Source organism: Arcicella rigui, from assembly GCF_034929435.1.
Taxonomy (GTDB): Bacteria; Bacteroidota; Bacteroidia; order Cytophagales; family Spirosomataceae; genus Arcicella; species Arcicella rigui.
Genome location: NZ_JAYFUM010000013.1, coordinates 1 through 24,210, shown reverse-complemented (window position 1 = coordinate 24,210; position 24,210 = coordinate 1). Strand labels below are relative to the sequence as shown.

Annotated in this window: 10 protein-coding genes; all 10 read right to left on the bottom strand. The window is 36.1% G+C overall.

Features of this window, described 5'->3' with window-relative positions:
* Positions 1-39: 39 nt before the first annotated feature.
* On the bottom strand, positions 40-2,220 hold the full coding sequence (locus VB248_RS12255; RefSeq protein WP_323297074.1) for a penicillin acylase family protein: 2,181 nt from the start codon (positions 2,218-2,220) through the stop codon (positions 40-42).
* A gap of 340 nt (positions 2,221-2,560) precedes the next feature.
* Positions 2,561-9,226: a T9SS type A sorting domain-containing protein gene (locus tag VB248_RS12250; protein WP_323297073.1), complete on the bottom strand. Its 6,666-nt coding sequence runs from the start codon at positions 9,224-9,226 to the stop codon at positions 2,561-2,563.
* Between the two features lie 79 nt (positions 9,227-9,305).
* Positions 9,306-10,355: a hypothetical protein gene (locus VB248_RS12245; RefSeq protein ID WP_323297072.1), complete on the bottom strand. Its 1,050-nt coding sequence runs from the start codon at positions 10,353-10,355 to the stop codon at positions 9,306-9,308.
* An 80-nt stretch (positions 10,356-10,435) separates the two neighbouring features.
* Positions 10,436-11,017: an RNA polymerase sigma factor gene (locus VB248_RS12240; RefSeq protein WP_323297071.1), complete on the bottom strand. Its 582-nt coding sequence runs from the start codon at positions 11,015-11,017 to the stop codon at positions 10,436-10,438.
* Between the two features lie 302 nt (positions 11,018-11,319).
* Complete coding sequence (locus tag VB248_RS12235; RefSeq protein WP_323297070.1) at positions 11,320-12,054, bottom strand: LytR/AlgR family response regulator transcription factor; 735 nt, start codon at positions 12,052-12,054, stop codon at positions 11,320-11,322.
* Positions 12,051-15,137 carry a sensor histidine kinase gene (locus VB248_RS12230; RefSeq protein WP_323297069.1) on the bottom strand — a complete coding sequence of 1,029 codons (3,087 nt, stop codon included), beginning with the start codon at positions 15,135-15,137 and terminating at the stop codon, positions 12,051-12,053. Before VB248_RS12230 ends, VB248_RS12235 begins: the two co-directional genes overlap by 4 nt.
* A 321-nt stretch (positions 15,138-15,458) precedes the next feature.
* Positions 15,459-16,049, bottom strand: a complete 591-nt coding sequence (locus VB248_RS12225) for an RNA polymerase sigma factor (protein WP_323297068.1) — start codon at positions 16,047-16,049, stop codon at positions 15,459-15,461.
* A 260-nt stretch (positions 16,050-16,309) separates the two neighbouring features.
* Positions 16,310-17,077, bottom strand: a complete 768-nt coding sequence (locus VB248_RS12220) for a response regulator transcription factor (RefSeq protein WP_323297067.1) — start codon at positions 17,075-17,077, stop codon at positions 16,310-16,312.
* Positions 17,078-17,122: 45 nt separating this feature from the next.
* A complete protein-coding gene (locus tag VB248_RS12215; RefSeq protein ID WP_323297066.1) occupies positions 17,123-17,926 on the bottom strand; it encodes a LuxR C-terminal-related transcriptional regulator in 804 nt (267 codons plus the stop codon).
* Between the two features lie 295 nt (positions 17,927-18,221).
* A complete protein-coding gene (locus VB248_RS12210; RefSeq protein ID WP_323297065.1) occupies positions 18,222-24,176 on the bottom strand; it encodes an Ig-like domain-containing protein in 5,955 nt (1,984 codons plus the stop codon).
* Between the last annotated feature and the right edge of the window lie 34 nt (positions 24,177-24,210).

Below are 24,210 nucleotides of genomic sequence, written 5' to 3'. Positions count from 1 at the left end.
AACCTTACGTTTTATCAATTTGTTTAAGAATTATTCCATTTATTCTCCGGGATGATACTTTTTCTCGGCATTTTTTAATACATCTTCTTTATAGAAAAGTACATCTTTAAACTTTCCTTTGGTGTACATCAATAATTGGTCGTTGAAATGTTTGGAAGTAGGGTCGCCACTTTCGCCACCAGCTAATAAAGATTTTGCTTTAATTTTTTTGCCAAATTCTACGGCACAAACAAAACTATTTCCCCCAACGCCATATCTTTTATTTGTTCCTTGATAATAGCGACTATTATAAGAAGGCAATGAACCCCAAAGTGCTGAGGCAAAACCAACTGGGAAGCTTGGTTCATTATCATTGTACTTCGCTTGTACATCTCCAGTTAATCTTTGATAACGATTGATTTCCCCCCAAGGTATTTGCCAAGTACCAAACTTCTTGTTTAATTCTTTCAAAACTGCTACCAACGGCGGCATTAATTGAGCCACAGAGGCATTAGTCGCAAATCTTTTTGTATTTTCTACTTGGTCGGTTTCGCCTTGGTCGATATACAATTTTTGAATGATTGGATTTAATTTCTGAGCCCACTCTACTGCCAAAGTAGTAGCTACCGAGTTTTCTGCAGCATGATAATCCCAATTTTTCAATACTGCCATCGGCTCTTTCAAAGCCGAGTATAGCGAATCCGTTGGTTTTACATCACGCTCAAAAGTTTTTACCAAAGCAGGAATCAGTACTTCAAAAGCAGCTAAATAAGTATCATAACCAGCCGTAATTACTTTATCAATTGTATATTTTTTTTCACGGTCTAATACTCTTACTGCATTTACACCTCTAAAATTCTCACCATCAGGAGCCATGTACGAAGGATAATTTTCTCTTTTAGGGCTATTTGCCCCAGCTACCGAAAAAGGCGTAGAATTACAATTTTGTAACCAGCCATTCGTAGGGTTGTACAAATGAACCGTTTCGTCCACAGCGTGCAAACCTTTCCATTCGGTAATTGCCACAGAGCCATCCACAGGTTTTGCCCAATTGAATTGGTTATCTCTTTTGGGAATATAGTTCCCATGCCAATAAGCGATATTTCCTTTGTTATCTGCAAAAACAGTATTGTTCGAAGTGTTGGCTCGTAGGCTCATTATTTGTTTGTACTCTTCAAAACCTTTAGCTTTTGTTCGCTTCCAACTTTGAATTAAACTCACCATCGAACGGTTATATGACTTCAAGCTCAACCATTTATCATCTCTTTTAGCCATAATTGGTCCATGATGCGTAAAGTATGTCGTGAAAGTTTTCTGTTTCACTTCATTTCCAGCCAAATAACTAATCGTTATTTTCTTTTCAGTTACTGGTTTTAACTTTCCTTCGTATTCATAGAAATACTTGTCGTCTTTTTTTATAACTTTTTCAGCATAAACATCTGCTACATCCACATTACTTGAAGTGTGCATCCAGCCACAATAAGGATTAAACCCCTGATAAACAAATATTTGCCCCCATGTAACCGCTCCGTAAGCATTTAAACCTTCGTTACTTACCACTTGTACTTCTGGACGAAAATAAAAAGTTACGTGCGGATTTATATACAAAATGGCATTGCCCGAAGCCGTAATTTTGGGTGAAAAAGCAAAACCATTAGAACCTGTCTGATGGTCGGTAGGCTTAGGAACAGCCACAGCCGAAACCAAGCTTCCTGAGTAAATATTCTTTAGATCGGCAATACTCAAATCAGCCGTACTGATTGCTCCAATACTTCCGTCAGTCCAAAGCAAAGGATACCAAGCTTGAAAACGGCTCAACAAAGCTGGCTTTACTGATGGATGTTTGTATAAATAAAAATTGATACCATCTGCATAAGCATTCAAAAGTTTTTTCAACCACGGAGCAGCCTTTTGATAATCAGCCTTTGCTTCCAGCGTATCAATCAGCAAACGAATTTGTAAATCATTGTACAATTCAGACTCTCCTTTTAATTCAGAAATTCTACCCAATTTTTCGATATAATTCATTTCAACTCGCTTGAAATCATCCTCACATTGGGCGTAAAGCAATCCAAAAACTGCATCCGCATCTGTTTTTCCGTAGATGTGGGGAATTCCCCAATTGTCTCGAATAATATTTACATTTTTAGCTTGTTGTTCAAACCGTTTGATTTCAGTTTGACTGAATTTTTGTGCAAAAATGCTAATTGGCAAAAGCAAAAGTAAAATTATTTTTTTCATAAAAATTTTATTTGAAGGATGAAGTATTCGGTAAAAATATACATAGCTTCTCAAGATAAAATCTTTATGTTAATTCTCAAATTATTCTTTTGATTAAGTTCAACATTCATAACGTTGTCATCCAAAAAAATAGGTATTTCTAAGAAATACCCATAATTACACACACAAGCAAAAAATGAATCGTTTTAACAATTCCTATTTGTGATGCAATTTGGACATTTACTTGCTTGACAGCAATGACATTAATGACTTGAACAAATGACAAAAATTATTAATAAAAAACCTCCTTCCGTAATTCATATACAGAAGGAGGTTGAAAATAAACAAACTTTACACAATCCTATTCTAATAAAATCTTTCCAGTACTTCTCAGCTCTTGGTTTTGAATTAGGTAGAAATGGTTACCTCTTCCGATGTCGCTGATTGAGATTTTAGTTTTCTTCACAAAGTTTGTTTCAAGCACTTTCTGACCAATACTGTTGTAGAGTTGGAAAGTTGATTCTCCCTCCAAATCTGTTTCAATATTGATTTCATTCGTTGCAGGATTCGGGAATACTTTAAAACCAAGACTTGGTTCTGTTTGAACGGTTTCTTCTCTCACCGTTTTAGCCGCTTGAATCGGAGAGGTAGTTCCCGTTGTCAGTACTTCTGGACTTACTTTGATGGCATTACTTGCCGCACTGATACAACCATTCACGGTACAAGTTGCGGTATAGGTAGTTGCCACCGTTGGACTAACCGTGATAGAAGTACCAGTAGCACCATTACTCCAAGTAACTGTGCCTGAGCAACCTGTGGCGGTGAGGGTTGTTACATTATTTGTAGTTTCTTTGATTTTTACTATCCAATAATCATCTTGACCTTTTGAATCTTCTGATTTATCTCCACTGACACCAGAACTGGAATAACCAATCAATAAAAAACCTCCATTACTATTTGCAATTACGCTTTTTAAATAATCAGTATTACTTCCTCCAAATGTTTTATCCCAAATTTTTACTCCATCTGAGTTGATTTTAAGTACCCAATAATCATCCCCTCCTTTATTAGCTTCCGTTTTATCTCCCCCAATAGCTGAATTTGAAATTCCGCCCAATATGAAACCATCTTTTACAGAAATTATTATTAAGTTCTCATCTCGAAAATCTCCTCCATAAATTTTATCCCAAATTTTAACACCAATTGAGTTAACCTTAACAAGCCAAGAATCACTTATTCCATTGTTAATTGCAGACTTATCTCCATCATTTGTTGATAATGACCTACCTCCTAACAAATATCCACCATCATTAGTAATAGCAATACTATTTATCTGGTCTGAACCACTCCCACCAAATGTCTTATCCCAAATCTTTTTCCCAGCTGAATTTACTTTAACTATCCAATAATCAGAATATTTGTTATTTCCCCCTCTATTAACTTCAGATTTATCTCCACTAATTCCTGAATAAGAAGCCCCTCCTAGGATGTATCCTCCATCTCCTGATAAGCTTAAACAAGTCAATTGGTCGTCATTATCTCCTCCCAACGTTTTATCCCAAACTTTACTCCCATTCGCATTAATTTTAATTATCCAATAATCTGGATAACTATTACTAACTTGAGGTTCTGATTTGTCTCCACTATTCATTGAGTATGAGGAACCTCCTAATAAAAACCCTCCATCCTGTGTTTTGATAATAGCTGCTAATTTATCATCACTATTACCTCCAAATATCTTATCCCAAATTTTATTACCATTTGAATCAATTTTTATAATCCAGTAATCTGTATAACCTGCCCTTATATTATGAACAGATTTGTCTCCGCCCATTAATGAGTTTGAATATCCTGCAAGTAAAAAACCTCCATCATCAGTAGAAACAATACCAACAAGCCTATCATAACCGATGCCACCGAAGGTTTTATCCCATACTTTATTCCCATTTGAATTAATTTTAACTATCCAGTAATCATAGTCTCCTCTACTATCCTCGGATTTGTCACCACTCTTATTCGATATTGAGAATCCACCTAACAAGTAGCCGCCATCTTGTGTTGCAGTAGCAGTTGTAAAATAATCAATATTACTTCCTCCTAATGTTTTATTCCATTGAGTTAAAATCGCATTAGGATTATCAGTTTTTAAAGAAATAATTGGTGTGACAGGTTTAGATGTTACAGTAATTACTGTAGCCAAACTCGAATCACTGTTACAACCATTCACTGTACAAAGTGCTTTGTAAGTACTCGTCTTTGTCGGCGTTACCGTTACAGAACTCCCTGTTAAACCGCCCGTCCAACTCACTACTCCAGTGCAACCTGTCGCACTTAAAATCACACTTGTTCCAAGACAAACACTCGAATTGTTGCTGGCTAAACTTGGTGCAGTAGGTTTGGGTGTAACTGTGATAGTCACCGCCGTACTAGAATCACTCTTACAGCCATTTAACATACAAAGAGCTTTGTATGTACTAGTTTTGCTTGGCGTAACTGTTACACTACTCCCTGTTAAATTACCTGTCCAAGTCACTGTGCCTGTGCAACCTGTCGCTGTCAGAACCGCACTCGTTCCTTGACAAATACTGCTATTGTTGGATTTGGCTACTGGGGTTGTTGGTTTGGGTAAAACAGTTATCGTAACTGCTGTACTTGAATCGCTTTTACAGCCATTGACTGTACAAAGGGCTTTGTAAGTACTTGTCTTGCTTGGTGTGACTATTACACTACTTCCTGTTAAATTACCTGTCCAACTCACTGCTCCTGTACAACCTGTCGCTGTCAGAACCGCACTTGTTCCTTGACAAATACTGCTATTGTTGGATTTGGCAACAGGGGTGGTTGGTTTGGGATTAACTGTAATTGTCACCGCCGTACTTGAATCACTTTTACAACCATTTACTGTACAAAGAGCTTTGTAAGTACTTGTTTTACTTGGCGTTACTGTTACACTACTTCCTGTTAAATTACCTGTCCAACTTACTGTGCCTGTGCAACCTGTCGCTGTCAGAACCGCACTTGTTCCTAAACAAACAGAGCTATTATTACTTTTCGCAACTGGTGTTGCTGGTTTTGGAGTAACTGTAATCGTTACCGCTGTACTTGAATCGCTTTTACAGCCATTCACTGTACAAAGGGCTTTGTAAGTACTTGTTTTACTTGGCGTTACTGTTACACTACTTCCTGTTAAATTACCTGTCCAACTAACTGTCCCTGCACAACCTGTCGCTGTCAGAACTGCACTCGTTCCTTGACAAACACTGCTATTGTTCGATTTCGCAACGGGGGTTGTTGGTTTGGGATTAACTGTAATTGTCACCGCCGTACTTGAATCACTTTTACAACCATTTACTGTACATAATGCTTTGTAAGTACTTGTCTTGCTTGGTGTGACTGTTACACTACTCCCTGTTAAATTACCTGTCCAAGTCACTGTGCCTGTGCAACCTGTCGCTGTCAGAACCGCACTCGTTCCTTGACATACACTGCTGTTGTTGGATTTGGCTACTGGGGTTGTTGGTTTGGGTAAAACAGTTATCGTAACTGCTGTACTTGAATCGCTTTTACAGCCATTGACTGTACAAAGGGCTTTGTAAGTACTTGTCTTGCTTGGTGTGACTGTTACACTACTTCCTGTTAAATTGCCTGTCCAACTCACTGCTCCTGTACAACCTGTCGCTGTCAGAACCGCACTTGTTCCTTGACAAATACTGCTATTGTTGGATTTGGCAACAGGGGTGGTTGGTTTGGGATTAACTGTAATTGTCACCGCCGTACTTGAATCACTTTTACAACCATTTACTGTACAAAGAGCTTTGTAAGTACTTGTTTTACTTGGCGTTACTGTTACACTACTTCCTGTTAAATTACCTGTCCAACTTACTGTGCCTGTGCAACCTGTCGCTGTCAGAACCGCACTTGTTCCTAAACAAACAGAGCTATTATTACTTTTCGCAACTGGTGTTGCTGGTTTTGGAGTAACTGTAATCGTTACCGCTGTACTTGAATCGCTTTTACAGCCATTCACTGTACAAAGGGCTTTGTAAGTGCTTGTTTTACTTGGCGTTACTGTTACACTACTGCCTGTTAAATTGCCTGTCCAACTAACTGTCCCTGCACAACCTGTCGCTGTGAGAACTGCACTCGTTCCTTGACAAACACTGCTATTGTTCGATTTCGCTACTGGGGTTGTTGGTTTTGGGGTAACTGTAATTGTTACTGCTGTACTTGAATCGCTTTTACAGCCATTTACTGTACAAAGGGCTTTGTATGAAGTTGTTTTAATTGGTGTTACTGTTACTGAACTTCCTGTTAAATTACCTGTCCAACTAACTGTCCCTGTGCAACCTGTCGCTGTCAGAACTGCACTCGTTCCTTGACAAACACTGCTGTTGTTCGATTTCGCTACTGGGGTTGATGGCTTGGGAGTAACGATAATCGTAACTGCTGTACTTGAATCGCTTTTACAGCCATTTACTGTACAAAGAGCTTTGTAAGTAATCGTTTTACTTGGCGTAACTGTTACACTACTGCCTGTTAAATTGCCTGTCCAACTCACTGTACCTGAACAACCTGTCGCTGTCAGAACCGCACTCGTTCCTTGACAAATACTGCTATTGTTGGATTTGGCTACTGGGGTGGTTGGATTTGGAGTAACGGTAATTGTCACTGCCGAGCTTGAATCACTTTTACAGCTATTTACTATACAAATAGCTTTATATGTACTGGTTTTTGTTGGTGTAACTGTTACAGAACTTCCTGTTAAATTACCTGTCCAACTCACTGTGCCTGTGCAACCTGTCGCTGTCAGAACCGCACTTGTTCCTTGACAAATACTGCTATTGTTGGATTTGGCTACTGGGGTGGTTGGCTTTGGAGTAACCGTAATCGTAACTGCTGTGCTTGAGTCGCTTTTACAACCATTGACTGTACAAAGGGCTTTGTAAGTACTCGTTTTACTTGGCGTAACTGTTACAGAACTTCCTGTTAAATTACCTGTCCAACTCACTGTGCCTGTGCAACCTGTGGCTGAAAGTACCGCACTCGTTCCTTGACATAAACTACTATTGTTCGATTTCGCAACGGGGGTTGTTGTTTTTGGGGTAACTGTAATTGTCACTGCTGTACTGGAATCGCTTTTACAGCCATTGACTGTACAAAGGGCTTTGTAAGTACTCGTTTTACTTGGCGTTACTGTTACAGAACTTCCTGTTAAATTGCCCGTCCAAATCACTGTTCCTGCACAACCTGTCGCTGTCAGAACCGCACTCGTTCCTTGACAAATACTGCTGTTGTTGGATTTGGCAACAGGGGTGGTTGGTTTTGGAGTAACGGTAATTGTTACCGCTGTACTTGAATCACTTTTACAACCATTGACTGTGCAAAGGGCTTTGTAAGTACTCGTTTTACTTGGTGTTACCGTTACCGAACTCCCTGTTAAATTGCCTGTCCAATTCACTGTACCTGAACAACCTGTCGCTGTCAGAACCGCACTCGTTCCTTGACATATACTGCTGTTGTTCGATTTCGCTACTGGTGTTGTTGGTTTTGGAGTAATTGCAATTGTCACCACAGTACTTGAATCGCTTTTACAACCATTTACTGTACATAATGCTTTGTAAGTACTTGTTTTGCTTGGTGTAACTGTTACACTACTTCCTGTTAAATTGCCTGTCCAAGTCACTGTACCTGTGCAACCTGTCGCTGTCAGAACCGCACTTGTTCCTTGACAAACCAAACTATTTGATACGCCAATTGTTGGCTGAGAAGGCTTTAATATTAAACTTTGAGGGTCACTTATTCTTACAGGATTTGTACTTACTATTCTTACTTTATAGTTATTCCCTGTTAAGTCTGCTGGTAAATCAACTCTAATTGTAGCACTTTTTGTGGAAGTGAGGCTGCCTAACTGTATAGGAGACTCTTGGAATAAACCACTGGTATCTGACAGTTCAACTGTAAACACGTTGTTACTTCCGAAAGTACCCTCTACAATGTAAGGAACATCAATCTTATTGAGCGTACAAGAAACACTTGGCAGAGTTACCATTTTGACAATTTCATTTGTAAGAACAAAGTTTTTTGTTGCAACTGTTCCCCAAATACCATTAGCATCTTTGGCTCTTAATTGGATAAAATGATTTCCAAGTGGTAAGCCAAGTGCATTAAGATTTACACCAAAATTGAGATTTTCTAATGTTTGACCACCTTTGATAGTTATTGATTTCCCTTTGCCAAAACCTGGGGCTTTATCTATGAAATACTCGGCATAAACAATATTTGATAAAGCAGTTCCCTGCGTTGTTTTATCTTTATAAAATGGTCTTACGCTGCTGGATACTCCCCAACGTCCCAAGGCATCTTTGTAACGAATAGTAATAAAGTGAAATCCATCTTCAAGCGTTGACGGTAATACAGCTGCAAAGCTATGATTGCTAATTTCTGTTCCAGACGTTAGAGCTATTGAACTACCTTTCCCAAAACCTGGGTCTTTATCAATAAAGTATTCAGCATAAACGATATTGGATAATGTTGAAGTACTTTGCTCAATTTTATCTTTATAAAAAGGACGAACTGCCGAAACACTCCAACGACCCAAAGCATCTTTGTAGCGGATGGTGATAAAATGAAAACCTTCGGAAACCGAAGCTGGAAGGGCGACCGTAAAATTATGATTATTGATACTGGTACTTGCTGTAATAGGTAAGGATGTACCTTTCCCAAAACCAGGGTCTTTATCAATAAAGTATTCTGCATAGATGATTTTTTCATCTGCAAAAAAAGATTTCATTCGACTGAATAGTTCTTTAGAATAAGTTAGACTATTCGACCAATTATTTTTATTATTTGCCTGATTACTGATGTCTAATGATAGATTACTTGTTTTTGATAAAGTAATTTTCATACTTATATCAGCCTTACGCAAACTACCTCTGCTTGCGTTATTGTATTCAATATTAGGCTTTGCCATTACTGAAAGGACATAGCAAAGCACTAACATTAAACTTAGGAAAAGACGAGTTTTCATAAGAGAAAATTTATCGTTGGGCGATGAAAATCAAGGAGAAAAAATTTAGCTTTAGCTAAAAACAGCTAAAGAGGTTCAATTAATTGTTTGAGCGAACACTCGTTGTAATATTTATCGGTGTTGTAGTTGAACCAAAACCGCTACTCATGAAGCTCGTAATGGCTGGGCCAGCAGGTACACCAGAAGGTACATAAGGATTCCCTCCAGCATAAGCACCAATGGCTGTACCGCCAGCACCAACAGTTTTGGCAGGAGATTTATCTGCTAACTGAAAGTTGGAATCTATAAAAGTTTCCCATGGATTGGCTACTTTAAAAATCGTTATTGCATTGGCTTTGTTTACATTTCCTCCGCCAGTGGGTAAACCCGTAAATGTAGTACATAAATTATTAGATATGGTTGAGCCAGTAACACTGCCATCCACTACTAAAAAATCACTACTCCCATCTCTGGCATCTATAATGTTGTTGCTAAAAATACAGCCTGCAGAAGAAGATAAGCATTGGGAAGAAGAACTTTGAAAAATATTATTACTAATGACAGAATTATAAAGATTTGCAATTGCACCTTGAATGATATTATTAGAAATTATAAATTTATTTCCAGTTGTAGGGTCTGATTGCCAAGCATAACCACTTATATTTCCTATTAAGCATTGGACAATTGTGGCATTATTCCCATAGCTGTATTTATCTTTATCTGAATCATACATCATACCTAAAGTTATTGATGTTTTGCAACGGCTTACTGATATATTATCTGTGTTAAGTAAAATACCTCCTAAAACTTCGACTCCCATAATGGTACTTTTAGTACTCCCTAAATTAAATTGTATCACATTCAATTTAGGTACTCTTTTATCAAAAAAAGTATTTGAAGTATTTCCAAGATTATAACCAATTCCTAAAATTGTAATTCTTTTAGTAACAGTCAAATCTCCATAATTAGGGCTATCGCTTGGTTCTAATTGAATAATGTCACCATCTTTGGCGGCATCATGGGCGGCTTGAGCAGTAGCATAGACAGAAGGGTCATTAAGTCCTTGAGTATTGTTTACACGGCGGATAGTTTGCGAAAAACTCATGAAAGAGATAGATAATAAAGCAAAAAATAAAAGTGATTTTTTCATCTGAGTAAAAGTTTATGTTATGATAAGTATAAAAAGATAGTTAATTCAATTTCGGGTTATATTCAAGAAAGTGGGAAACATCATCTTTTCTTCAAAAGCTCTTTTTTCAGTTTTTGTAAACATCTAAATTTTTGAACCTTCACCGATTCAGAATTACCAAAATCGTACATTTCAGAAATTTCCTTGATTGAAAGGTTTTCAACATAATAAGCCAACAATATACATTTACAGCGTACTCCTAATATCTCAATAGCTGCCATATATTCTTGACTCAAATCATCAACTTCTATATGCAACTGCGGCAAATTCAAACTTATAGCAAGTTCATTTTCTGATAAATATTCTCCCTCTCTCCTTATTCGACGACTATCTGTTTCCTTTTTCTTTAACCACTTATAATGTGCCACTTTAATAAAATAACTTTCCATTTCATTTCGAGACTTCGCTTCAAATTTTAAAGTATTTACTTGTCGGGAAAAAAACAGGATTACCTCTTGAAAAATATCATTCCCTGTTTCGTTGTCTCCCCCTTGCCTTTTGATGTAAGACTTTACAATAGGTCTGAAAATCTTGTATAAATAGGTAGTAGCTAATTCTATTTCTTTTTTATCACTTCCCTTTAAAATCTGAACAATTTCATAAGGTTCATAAGATTTTTTCATGACGCAAGCTTATCTATATATAGGATTAATATTCGAAGAATTATGCTACTCTATGATTGGGAATTCAGTTTATGTAACATGGCGAAAGAGGCGAAATATTAAGTCCCTCTTTTATTACATTATGCCCAATATTAAGCAAGCTAAACGATAATAGATAAACTGTAAAAATAGAACTAATACTTGGCAGCAAATTGTAGCTTTATGGCTACTAAAAATAAATAGGTGGTATCAGAAATAAATATTGGTGAAACAAACTTTTCTTTAAAATTCAACGATTTCAATTTAGCTGAAAACAGTTTTAATCAAATACTTCTTATCCAATTCAGAAATTCTGTACGACGACGACGTGACAGTGGAATGTTATTACCATCAATGAGCTGAACATAGTTGTCATTTAAAATACTTTTAATGTAATTGTAATTAACTAAATAGGAATCATGTATTCTAAAGAAAAGACGGTCATCAAGCATTCCTTGGTAGGTCTTCAAATCTTTTGAGGAAAGTACAATTTCATTGGAGTTTAAATAAATAGCTGTGTATCCCCCCTCTGCTTTACAAAACATAATGTTGTTTAGTTCTACTAAAAGTAACTCTTTTTGAGTAGGGATTATAATCTTATTCTTAGCTAAATTAGCATTAGGTTTAAGCTTCAATACAGATCTTTCTGATGGTAGTTGCAACATCCTGATTGTTTTATTCAATGCTTTTTGTAAGTCATCAATATCTATCGGCTTCAAAATATAATCGACAGCGTCTGCTTTTATCGCATTAAAGGCATACTTATCATGGGCTGTAACAAAAACCGTTTTGAATGTTGGTTCATTAAACCTCTTTAATAAATCAAATCCTGTTTTTGATGTTAACTCTACATCTAACAGTACGAGGTCGGGGGTGTTTTCTATAATAATTTGATAAGCTTCATCAATATTAGAGGCTGTAAATACTCGTTCAATCATAGATTTAAATTCCCCAAGCATCATTCTGGTTACTTCCAACGACTTTGCTTCATCATCTACTATTAATACAGTTATTTTCATGTAGTCTTTATAAAAATCTTAACAATTGTTCCTGTTTCCTTTAAATCTTCAACATCAGCTTTATCAATATACTTTATATCAATCGTTAAATCATCTGATTGCGCCAAAGCCTTCATTCTTTCTAATGTTATGTCAATGCCTCGTGATATATAATCCTTTTTAAGCTTTCTGAAAGTTGTACTTCCCCTACCTATTCCATCGTCTTCAACCGTACAGATAATAGTACCATCAAAATCTTTTTCGAAGTAAACCAGAATTGTATTTTGTCTATTAGAAGAGTAACTAATGCCATGATTAATAGCATTCTCTACAAAAGGCTGAATTAACATCGTTGGTATTTTAGATTTAGGTGACAAATCTGCTGAAACTTGAATATTGAATGAGAATTTATTATCAAACCTCAACTGTTCTAAAGCTAAGTAATTGGAAAGCAATACCATTTCATCTTCAATACTAATATATTTGTTTCTGAGTGATTCAAGAAAAAGTCTCATTAATTTTGAAAACTTACTCAGGTATGAAGAGGCTGAAATAGGATTATTGTGAAGAATGTAGTATTGAATTGAGCTAAGTACATTAAAAACAAAATGTGGATTCATTTGTCCTTGCAAAGCTTCTAATTCAAGTGCAGCAATTCTTCTAATGATTTGTTTTTCTTCTAATGATTTTCGCTGTATTGTTCTCACTCTCAAAGTCGCAAGCAGATATATGCTACCTAAAAAAATCAATATTATAGCAATGATGAACCAAGATGTCAGCCAAAAAGGTGGTCGAATCAAAAATTGAATTCTCTTTATATCTGAGGTACGATGAAAAGCATCTATACACTTTATTGTTAGCTCATAATTTCCAGGTGATAGGGAAATAAATTCCAATAACAATGCAGAGGTTTCTCTCCAGTTTTTCGGCTCTCCAACCTTTCCAAAACTATATAAATAAGTGTTTTTTTGATTACTTTCAAAAGAAATACCTGCGTATTCCACCTCAATGCTATTCTCATTATATGAAAGTTGAAAAACATCTTTCAAAGGTCTCTTGGTTCTATTAATTGATATTGCATTTATATTGAAAAACAGCTTCTTATCATCAGTAGTACTAAGTTTTACAATATTTAAAGGATATTTAACTAAGCCATTAGCAGTACCAACCAAAACAGTTTGTGCATGAATAATAATTTGGTTCACTTCTAAAGAAGGCAAACCATTATTCAATGATATTGGTAAAATACTATAATGAATAAATAAGGACTTGTAATGCTGAATGATATACATTCCCTGATTAGTTGCAACCCACAATTGATTAGTTCTACTATCAAAACGTAGATGATTGATAATTTTACCAATTAGTTCTTTGCAAATATATTTTTTTCCATTCTTTACAAAATAAAGCCCATAACCATTAGTTCCCACAAATAAAATCTGTAATTGTGAGGCATACTCTATTGAATTGATAGGTGCTGATAAAATTGGCTGATAAATATACTTATGAATTATATCCTCCTCTTTATTGAATATTTGCTTGTTTCTAAGAACATATAACCCCCTTGAATTACCTATACAAAGAGTATTTTGTGAAATACTTTTAACCACCTTTGCTTTGGCTATTGCATCTTTTGGTATAAGAAGCTTAGAAAAACACTCCTTTTCTTTAAATATTAATTTTGAGATACTTAAAGCGTGAGATACTATCAGTTCATTGGGCGAAGATGTTGTATCTAAACTTTTAATATCATGCCACTGAATCACGTGTAGCTTTTGAGCATCAGAAAGTTTTACCTTAAAATCTAAAGAAAACGGATTTTTAGGGTGAAAAATAGATGAAATTTTAGGGCTATGCTTTGCTGTATGATACTCCAAAATCCCAAAAATTAAACCTTGCCAAGTAAACACAACATACTTTGGCGTTACTATAAGATTATTGATTGGAAGGTTGATTGTATTTTCAAAGTTTAACTTGATAAATTTTTCAGAATTCTTCGAATAATAAATTTTACCTGCATTAGTCCCTATCCAAGTTTCACTTCCGTATGTAAAACTACAACTTACAGCTCCATCAATATTATTTAAAATCTTGGTGTTGATAGCATTGTGGCTTAAAAAATAAATACCTTGATTTTTTGTACAAATCCATAAATTATCATTGTTATCAAAAGTAACTGTATTTACAGCATAATTACTCAAAAAATCAAAGTTGCTTACTCTTTGAAGCGATTGATTGATTATAAATATATCTTTTTCGGTTTTACAAAGTTTGTATTTACTTGTGCCAACATTCATAATTAGTACAAACTTATCATCTTGATATTTACTAAGTTTCCCCACATTAGCATCAATTACTGATTTATCCTTAACCTGAATCATCGTCTTTTCTGATGCACAAATTGTAAGTTGGTCATCAAAAATAACTGTTAAAATATGTTGAAATAAATCATTAAATTTCTTCCTAATTGAAAGTTGTGGGAAAGGATGCTTTTTCTTATTTAAGTTATGACTAAAACCTTCTGAATATGCACGAAGCTCAAACGGGAGACTGCCAATATGCTTTCGATTAATGGTAAAAGATGATGTATCGAATGGATATTCGCTAAAACCTCTTCTTGGTGGGGTAAACTTTTGAACTTTTCGAGTTTTGGTATTGATTTCTAAAACTTCCTGACTTTCACTCAAAATTGCCGTATATAAATCTTTACTTTGCTGGACATAGCCCCAAATATGTCCATCTTTCAAATCTCGATAAGGATTTTCTATCACTACAAAATTCTTCGTTTTTAAATCAAAATAGAAAAAATGGGAACTGTAGCTTAAAAACCATACTCTTTCTTGTGAATCTTCAGCAATTTGCCATACATCATTACTTGGAATCCCATCAATTACCGTGAAAGTTTCAAACTTATATCCATCAAAACGAGAAATACCTTTATCTGTACAAAACCACATCAGCCCTTGACTATCTTGAAAAGCCCTGTAAACCATTGTACTTGCCAAACCATCATTAACTGTATAATTTCTCATGGTAGGGTTTTGTCCATAAAAATTATAGTATGCAGTCAAAAAAAAGAATATAAAATTTAAAGAGAACTTCATTTAATCAATTTTTATAAAACTAAGTGTTATGCCCTACTCCTTAAAACTATTCTTTCAATTGTGTTAAGTATTGAAACTTTTCAATATTTAGGAAACACCACAAACTTATATATTTCTTGTTTTTTGTCGCAGTAGCGATATTAGTCATTTTTGACATTTTAGAAAATTAAACTCGACAAAGATAAGTTTCTCTCAAAAAGATAGAAATACCTCTTGTGCGGTATTTTTTGTAAAACTATTAGAAGACAGCTATTCAATATGTAGGCTTTTCTATACATTTACCTGATACAATCTTAAAAAAGCCTAACACTGTCTCTTAAATTATATCGGTTGTTTTTTGTATTTCATTTGCTCTTTCAATTTTTGAATACATCTATGTTTTTTAACTTTTACTGATTCGGGATTCCCAAAATCGAACATATCTGATATTTCTTTAATTGAAAGATTTTCAACATAATACGCCAACAAAATACACTTGCAACGTTCCCCTAATTTCTCAATGGCATCCATATTTTCTTTGCTCAACTCATCTGTTTCGATGTGGTTTGAGGGTAAACTCATATCTGCAGAGCTATCATTCTCAAACAAATATTCGCCTTCTCGCTTAATTCTTCGAGTATCTGTTTCCTTTTTCTTCAACCACTTGTAATGTGCAACTTTGATGAAGTAACTTTCCATTTCTTTCTGTGACTTCGCCTCGAATTTTAAAGTATTTACTTGTCGAGAAAAAAATAGGATTACTTCTTGAAAAATATCTTTTGCTACATCATCGTCTCCTCCTTGTCTTTTGATGTACGATTTCACTATCGGTCTGAAAGTTCGATACAAATAGGTCGTCACCAATTCTATTTGAAATTTATCTGCTCCTCTTAAAATAGTAGTCACTTCTGAAGGTTCGTAGTATTTTTTCATGATTTTAAAGGTTTGGCAAGCAAGCAATTAGTGGTTTAAAACAAAGGCGACGTAATTATGTCTAACTATTAATTTTATTCTATGCTTAAAATCGTTTTCAGCTATTGAAAGGATACACTACAAATTTAGGCGGTTCTCGTGTTTAATAACAATAGCCCTTTTTGGTCATTTTTGGATACTCGAAAAATTTAAAATTACACAAAGTTAAATGCTCATAGAAAATCCAGAAATACCTCAAATGCGGTATTTTTAGTAAAATCTTATAAGAAATATCTATAAATTGTTAAGTCAGACGCTTTCTTACACTCAAGCTTCGCCATAATATTTTTTCGATGTGTGCGTATGGTTTGGTACGAAAGAAAGATTTTTTCTGCAATTAATTTATCAGTCAATCCATTGATAATCAAACCCAAAACTTCTTTTTCTCTTTTAGTTAATTTCAAAAAATTCTCAGAATGTTTTTGAGTCAGCCTTCTGTTTCTCAGTAATCTATTTAATAAAAATAAATACTCGCTCAAATCTTCGCTATCAATCGTTAATTCAATACGTGTTTTCTTTGGCATTACATCTTGAATCACTTTTATAACAGGTGGTTCTGGTAAGGCTTTCGTCACTTTTTCGTTGTTCAGCATCCATGCTACGGCTTCGTCTTTGTTTACAAAAAAATGAGGTCTAAAACCAGTTTGTGTTTTTTCGAAAATATCAATAACCGAAAGGTGCGAAGCAGCATCATTACTAATCACAAAACCAAGTTTTGGAGGTACATAAAGCTGATTAAGTTTCTGCCAATCAGGCATATTCAAAAAATCATCCACCCATTTTTGCAAATCTGGCGGTATCACAAAATCAAGATGAGTATTATCCCATAGGGCTTTTGAAATCCCCCCCACATTATCAAAATGAATACGATAATCTTTGATAATTTCAACGAAATCATCAGAGGAATTACAATTGATAAATGAATTGAAAGAAATTCCTTCACTTTCAAGGTAATCAATTTGAAATTTAGGAGTATCGTAAATAACCATATTACTATTTTTGAAAATCAGGATTACAAAGAATTTCTAAAACCTTTACAGCCAGCCGTTCATAATACTTGTCCTAACTAATTCTGATGAAGAAGCACATCCTATTTTTTTAAGCATTTTTTTTCGATGGTTCTTCACAGTATGCTCACTCAAATAAAGTAAGTCTGCAATTTGTTTGCTACTTTTTCCTTCTGCCATTAGTAGTAAAACCTTTTTTTCAGAACCAGAAATCGGGCTTTTACTACTTGGGAATTCATTTCTAAACTTAGTTTTTATCTTTCTAACATTATTTTCATCACTTGTGTCAAGAATATAATGAGTAAAACTTCTGTCTGTTTTTAAATCCGAAATATCTGTGATGATGTTCAAACAGTAGATTACTTCCATTTCTTCATTAAAAAGCACGGGGATACTCTGCCCCAAAACATGAATTGAAGGGCCATTTTTTGTCTTTAAATCAATCGTGAAATTTGCTTTGATGTATGGTCTATTTTGTTTGGGCTGTTTGTATAGATAATCGAAATAGGCTATTCCTCCTCTTGATAATTTTATGAGGTCTGCAAGCGGGTGAATATTCAGAAAAACTGAAAACTTTTTTCCTTCAAACTCACTCGCCTCAAAGCCCATCAAAGATTTGATAGAGCTTGACACTTTTACGATTTCCATACTACTTACATCGGCGATAAAATAGCAATAATTATCAATTGAATGATAAATTTTTAAGTATTCCTCAAGATTAAAAGATTGGATTGCCTCATAAGTACTTTTTTTAGCCAAACTCTTCTGTGAAAAAAGGCTGTACTGTTGATAAAAATTGATGAGTTCCTTGAAGAGTTTAATCTTAATCATCGAAGTTAAAATTTAAAGGAGTAATCGCTATTAATTCATAAAATATGAGATTTTCAATAAAAATTTGGCTAAAAAAACCATGAGCTATTTTTTCTAAAAACCTTCTCTAAAATAGATAAAAAGTTCATCTTGCCTTTTAGTTTTCCCATTTTTTTGACCAAAAATTTATCTAACGGTAATTGAGACCTATTTTGTTGAATATTTTTGAGCTGTTCTACAATCTATTCAAACAAAAAGCCCCATTCCTAAATATCTTGTATTAGGAACGAGGCTAATCATTGGCGGTTTTAATTTACTATTCTAATACTACTTTTCCACTACTTCTATTGATACCATGTTGTAACAAATAAAAATATGTACCTCTCGAAAATTCCGAAACTTTCACTTTTGTCTGTCTTTCAAAAGTTTTTTCAACCACTTTTTGTCCAATGACATTGTATAATTGAAAAGTGGTTTCTTCATCAACATTTGTTTCAACATTGATTTCGTCCGTTGCAGGATTCGGGAATACTTTAAAGGTAATACTTGGCTCACTCTGACTCACGGCTACTCTTGCGGTTTTTGCTGCTTGGATGGGTGAAGTATTTCCATTAGGTATTACACTTGGACTTAGCGTAATGGCATTACTTTGAACACTTACACAAGTACCTTCAGAACAAATAGCTGTGTAAGTAGTAGCAATCGTAGGACTCACAACAATACTATCTCCAGTAGCTCCATTACTCCATGTAACCGTTCCAGTGCAACCAGTTGCAGTAAGAGTTGTAGCTGGCAAAATTGGTGCATCTGAAGTAATCCAAGTTGGATTATTAATTAAATCGCCATCCTTTTTACCATCTGAAGAAGTTTTATCGAAAATCTTATTCCCTTCACCTTCATTGAAATTCCAATACCCAATAAGCCCATTTTCATTACCTGACAATTGAGTATTCATATTTGCCAAAATTTCATTCTTTGTTAATACATAATTCCACATTTTAAGTTCATCCATGCTACCTTTCCAGTTTCTTCCACCGCCTCCCCAGTTGGCTATTCTTAAAAATTGTCCACTATATGGGGTATAAGGGTAAGCATTAGTTGTTGAGTCAACTAATTGTCCTGACAAATAGATTTTCCTAACATTATTTTCACTCCTTGTTATTGTTAGATATTGCCATGTATCAGCGTTAAGTTGAACCATCGTTGGTCCATTCCATCCATATTTATTGACCATATCACCTTCTTGCTGTAAAACCCAGTTTTCAACGGCATTATGGTTGTTGTCTATAATATCTGCGTAAGTTTTTTGATTTGCACTCGGTTTTACCCACATTGAGATAGTAAAATTGGGGAAAGTAAACCAATTCCCAAGCTGAACCTCATCATCATTACCATCAAAACTAAGAGCGGAGTTCGGTTTATTATTGGGTACAATACTGATGACAGGAGCAGATGGTATTGGGTTTACGGTAATCGTCACAGCTGTACTTGAATCACTTTGACATCCATCGACTGTACACAGAGCTTTATATGAACTATTTTTTATTGGAGTGACTGTTACAGAACTGTTCATCAAACCACCAGTCCAAGAAACTGTACCTGGACAACCTGTCGCCGTTAGTACTACACTGCCTCCCAAGCAAATATTAGCATTATTAGTAGCTACTGTTGGTGTTGCGGGTTTGGGATTAACCGTAATTGTTACTGCCGTACTTGAATCACTCTTACAACCATTTACTGTACAAAGGGCTTTGTAGGAAGTTGTTTTGTTTGGTGTTACTGTTAGAGAAGTCCCTATTAAATTACCTGTCCAAGTAACAACGCCACCTGTACAAGCTGACGATGCTAAGAGTGCACTTCCTCCCGAACAAATACTTGTATTATTAGACACAGTTGGTGTTGGGGGTTTAGAATTAACGTTCACTGTTACTGCTGTGCTTGAATCACTTTTACAACCATTGACTGTTGTACATAAAGCTTTGTAAGAAGTTGTTTTATCAGGCGTCACTGTTATTGAACTTTCTCTTAAACCACCAGTCCAAGTAACTGTTCCTGCACAGCCTGTGGCTGTAAGCACTGCACTACCACCTAAACAAATGTTAGCATTATTAGTACTTGCTGATGGCGTTGTGGGTTTAGGATTAACTGTAATCGACACTGCCGTACTTGAATCACTCTTACAACCATTTACTGTACATAAGGCTTTGTAAGAACTGTTTTTTGTTGGCGTAACAGTTATGGAAGTACCTATTAAATTGCCTGTCCAAGTAACTGTTCCTGCACAACCTGTCGCTGTAAGCTCTGCACTACTGCCCAAACAAACATTAACATTATTAGAACTTACAGATGGCGTTGTGGGTTTAGGATTAACTGTAATCGTCACTGCCGTACTTGAATCACTCTTACAACCATTTACAGTACATAAAGCTTTGTAAGAACTGTTTTTTGTTGGCGTAACAGTTATGGAAGTACCTGTTAAATTGCCAGTCCAAGTAACTGTTCCTGTACAACCTTTCACTGAAAGAACAGCACTCATTCCCAAGCAAACTGAACTATTATTGCTTCCCACTACTGGTGTTATTGGTTTTGGATTAACTGTAATTGTCACCGCCGTACTTGAATCACTCTTACAACCATTCGCTGTACACAAGGCTTTGTAAGAACTGGTCTTTGTTGGCGTTACAGTTACAGAAGTTCCTGTTAAATTGCCTGTCCAAGTAACTGTTCCTGCACAACCTGTCGCTGAAAGGGTTACACTTGTACCAATACATACACTTGCATTGTTGGATTTAGCTAATGGTGTCGCTGGTTTAGGATTAACTTTAACTCTTACAGATAAACTTGAATCACTTTTACAACCATTAACTGTACACAAGGCTTTGTAACTCCTGGTTATGGTTGGAAATACAGTGATAGAAGTTCCAGTCAAGCCATCTGTCCAACTGACTGTTCCTGCACAACCCGAAGCACTTAAAACGGCATTAGTTCCAACACAAATACTCTCATTAGTACTAGATACAGTTGGAGCAGTTGGTTTAGCAGTAACAGTAATTTTTAAAGCCAAACTTGAATCGCTTCTGCAACCATTCGCTGTACATAAGGCTTTGTAAGAAGTGGTAGTATTTGGCGTTACGGTCACTGAACTACCAGTCAAATTACCTGTCCAAGTAACTGTTCCTGTACAACCTGTGGCTGTGAGAACTGTACTTGCTCCCAAGCATATATTGGCATTATTGGTTTGTACTAATTGTATGACGGGCTTGGGAGTTACTGTAATTGTTACTGAATTACTTGCTACACTTTCGCAACTTCCTTGTTTACAAAACGTTGTATAATTTGTCGTTACAGTTGGCGTAACATTTAGCGTATTGCCTGTTCCTACCACTAATCTACCTCCTTTCCAAATAATCGTCCCACCTACACAACCAGTCGCATTCAAAGTAATTCTTTGTTCAGGGCAAACAGTTTGATCTGAGTTCTTAATTGAAGGGGCTGTTGGCAAGGGATTTACGATCACGGTTACACCAGTACTAACAACACTCTCGCAAGTACCTAACTTACACGTTGCATTGTAAGTAGTCGTTACAGTGGGATTTACCATTTTACTAACACCAGTCTGACCTGTGATTGTACCACCTCTCCAAGTAATCGTACCTCCGACACAACCACTTGTATTTAAAGTAGTACTTTCTCCTAAACAGATATTTTGAGATAAAGCCGTAATAATTGGTGATACAGGCAATGGATTTACTGTCACCGTTACTCCGCTACTTGATACACTCTCACAAGAACCTTGCTTACATGTACTTGTATAAGAAGTAGTGACTGTCGGAGATACAGTAAGCGTATTCCCAGTGCCTACAATTGTATTACCTGTTCTCCAATTAAGTGTACCACCTACGCAACCACTCGCATTTAAACTCACACTTTGTCCTAAACAGATAGTTTTTGCTAACGTTGTAATTGTCGGTGATAATGGCAATGGATTTACTGTTATAGTCAATCCGTTACTAATAGCACTCTCGCAAGTACCTTGCTTACAAGTTGCACTGTAAGTTGTCGCTATAGTAGGATTGACCACTTTACTAACTCCAGTCTGACCTGTAATTGCACCTCCTCTCCAAGTAATCGTACCGCCATCACAACCACTGGTATTTAAAGTAATACTTTCTCCTAAACAGATATTCAATGTCTTTGCACTAACTACTGGAGCTAAAGGTTGTGGATTAACTGTAATTTTCATTGCATTACTTGAATCACTTTTACAACCGTTTACTGTACAAACTACTCTGTAAGTTTTTGTAGCTGATGGCGAAATAACTAATGAACTACCTGTAAACCCACCTGTCCAAGTTAATATTCCATTAGTACAAGCACTGGCCGTTAAGGTTGTTGTGCCACCAAAGCAAATCGTAGCATTGCTTGTTGTAATAGTAGGTTGAGCTGGTTTTGGATTAACTGTAATCGTCACCGCTGTGCTTGAATCACTTTTACAACCATTGACTGTACAAAGGGCTTTGTAAGAAGTTGTTTTGCTTGGTGTTACTGCTACAGAACTCCCTGTTAAATTGCCTGTCCAAGTCACTGTTCCTGCACAACCTGTCGCAGAAAGAACCGCACTCGTTCCTTGACAAATACTGTTGTTGTTGGATTTCGCTACTGGGGTGGTTGGTTTTGGAGTAACTGCAATTGTCACAGAAGTACTTGAATCACTTTTACAACCATTTACTGTACAAAGAGCTTTGTAAGATGTTGTTTTGCTTGGTGTTACCGTTACCGAACTTCCTGTTAAATTACCTGTCCAAGTCACTGTACCTGCACAACCTGTCGCTGTTAGAACTGAACTCGTTCCTAAACAAACTGAACTATTATTACTTTTGGCAACTGGTGTTACTGGTTTTGGAGCAACTGTGATTGTTACTGTTGTACTGGAGTCACTTTTACAGCCATTTACTGTGCAAAGAGCTTTGTATGTACTGGTTTTTGTTGGTGTTACCGTTACAGAACTCCCTGTTAAATTACCTGTCCAAGTCACTATTCCTGAACAACCTGTGGCTGTCAGCACCGCACTTGTTCCCAGACAAACAGAGCTATTATTACTTTTCGCTGTTGGTGTTACTGGTTTTGGATTAATCGTAATTGTCACTGCCGTACTTGAATCGCTTTTACAGCCATTTACTGTGCAAAGTGCTTTGTAAGGAGTTGTCTTGTTTGGTGTTACCGTTACCGAACTTCCTGTTAAATTTCCTGTCCAACTTACTATACCAGTACAACCTGTCGCTGTTAAAACTGCACTCGCCCCCAAACAAACACTGCTGTTGTTGGATTTCGCTACTGGGGTTGTTGGTTTTGGAATAACTGTAATTGTTACTGCCGTACTTGAATCACTTTTACAACCATTCACTGTACAAAGGGCTTTATAAGAAGTTGTCTTATTTGGTGTTACTGTTACCGAACTTCCTGTTAAACCACCTGTCCAAGTCACTGTACCTGCGCAGCCTGTCGCTGAAAGTATTGCAATGTTTCCTAAACAAACACTGGCATTATTACTTCTTGCAATTGGTGTTACTGGTTTTGGAGTAACTGTAATTGTTACTGCCGTACTTGAATCACTTTTACAACCATTGACTGTACAAAGGGCTTTGTAGGTAGTGGTTTTTGTTGGTGTTACCGTTACTGAACTCCCTGTTAAATTACCTGTCCAACTTACTATACCAGTACAACCTGTCGCTGTTAAAACTGCACTCGCCCCCAAACAAACACTGCTGTTGTTGGATTTCGCTACTGGGGTTGTTGGTTTTGGAGTAACTGTAATTGTTACTGCCGTACTTGAATCGCTTTTGCAGCCATTGACTGTACAAAGGGCTTTATAAGTACTCGTTTTGTTTGGCGTAACTGTTACCGAACTGCCTATTAAATTGCCTGTCCAATTCACTATTCCTGAACAACCTGTGGCTGTCAGCACCGCACTTGTTCCTAAACAAACAGAGCTATTATTACTTTTCGCTGTTGGCGTTGTTGGTTTTGGATTTACCGTAATTGTCACTGCCGTACTTGAATCACTTTTACAACCATTGACTGTACAAAGGGCTTTATAAGAAGTTGTCTTATTTGGTGTTACTGTTACCGAACTTCCTGTTAAACCACCTGTCCAAGTCACTGTTCCTGTGCAACCTGTCGCTGAAAGAACTGAACTCGTTCCTAAGCAAACTGAACTATTATTACTTTTCGCAACTGGTGTTACTGGTTTTGGAGCAACTGTAATTGTCACTGTTGTACTGGAGTCACTTTTACAACCATTTACT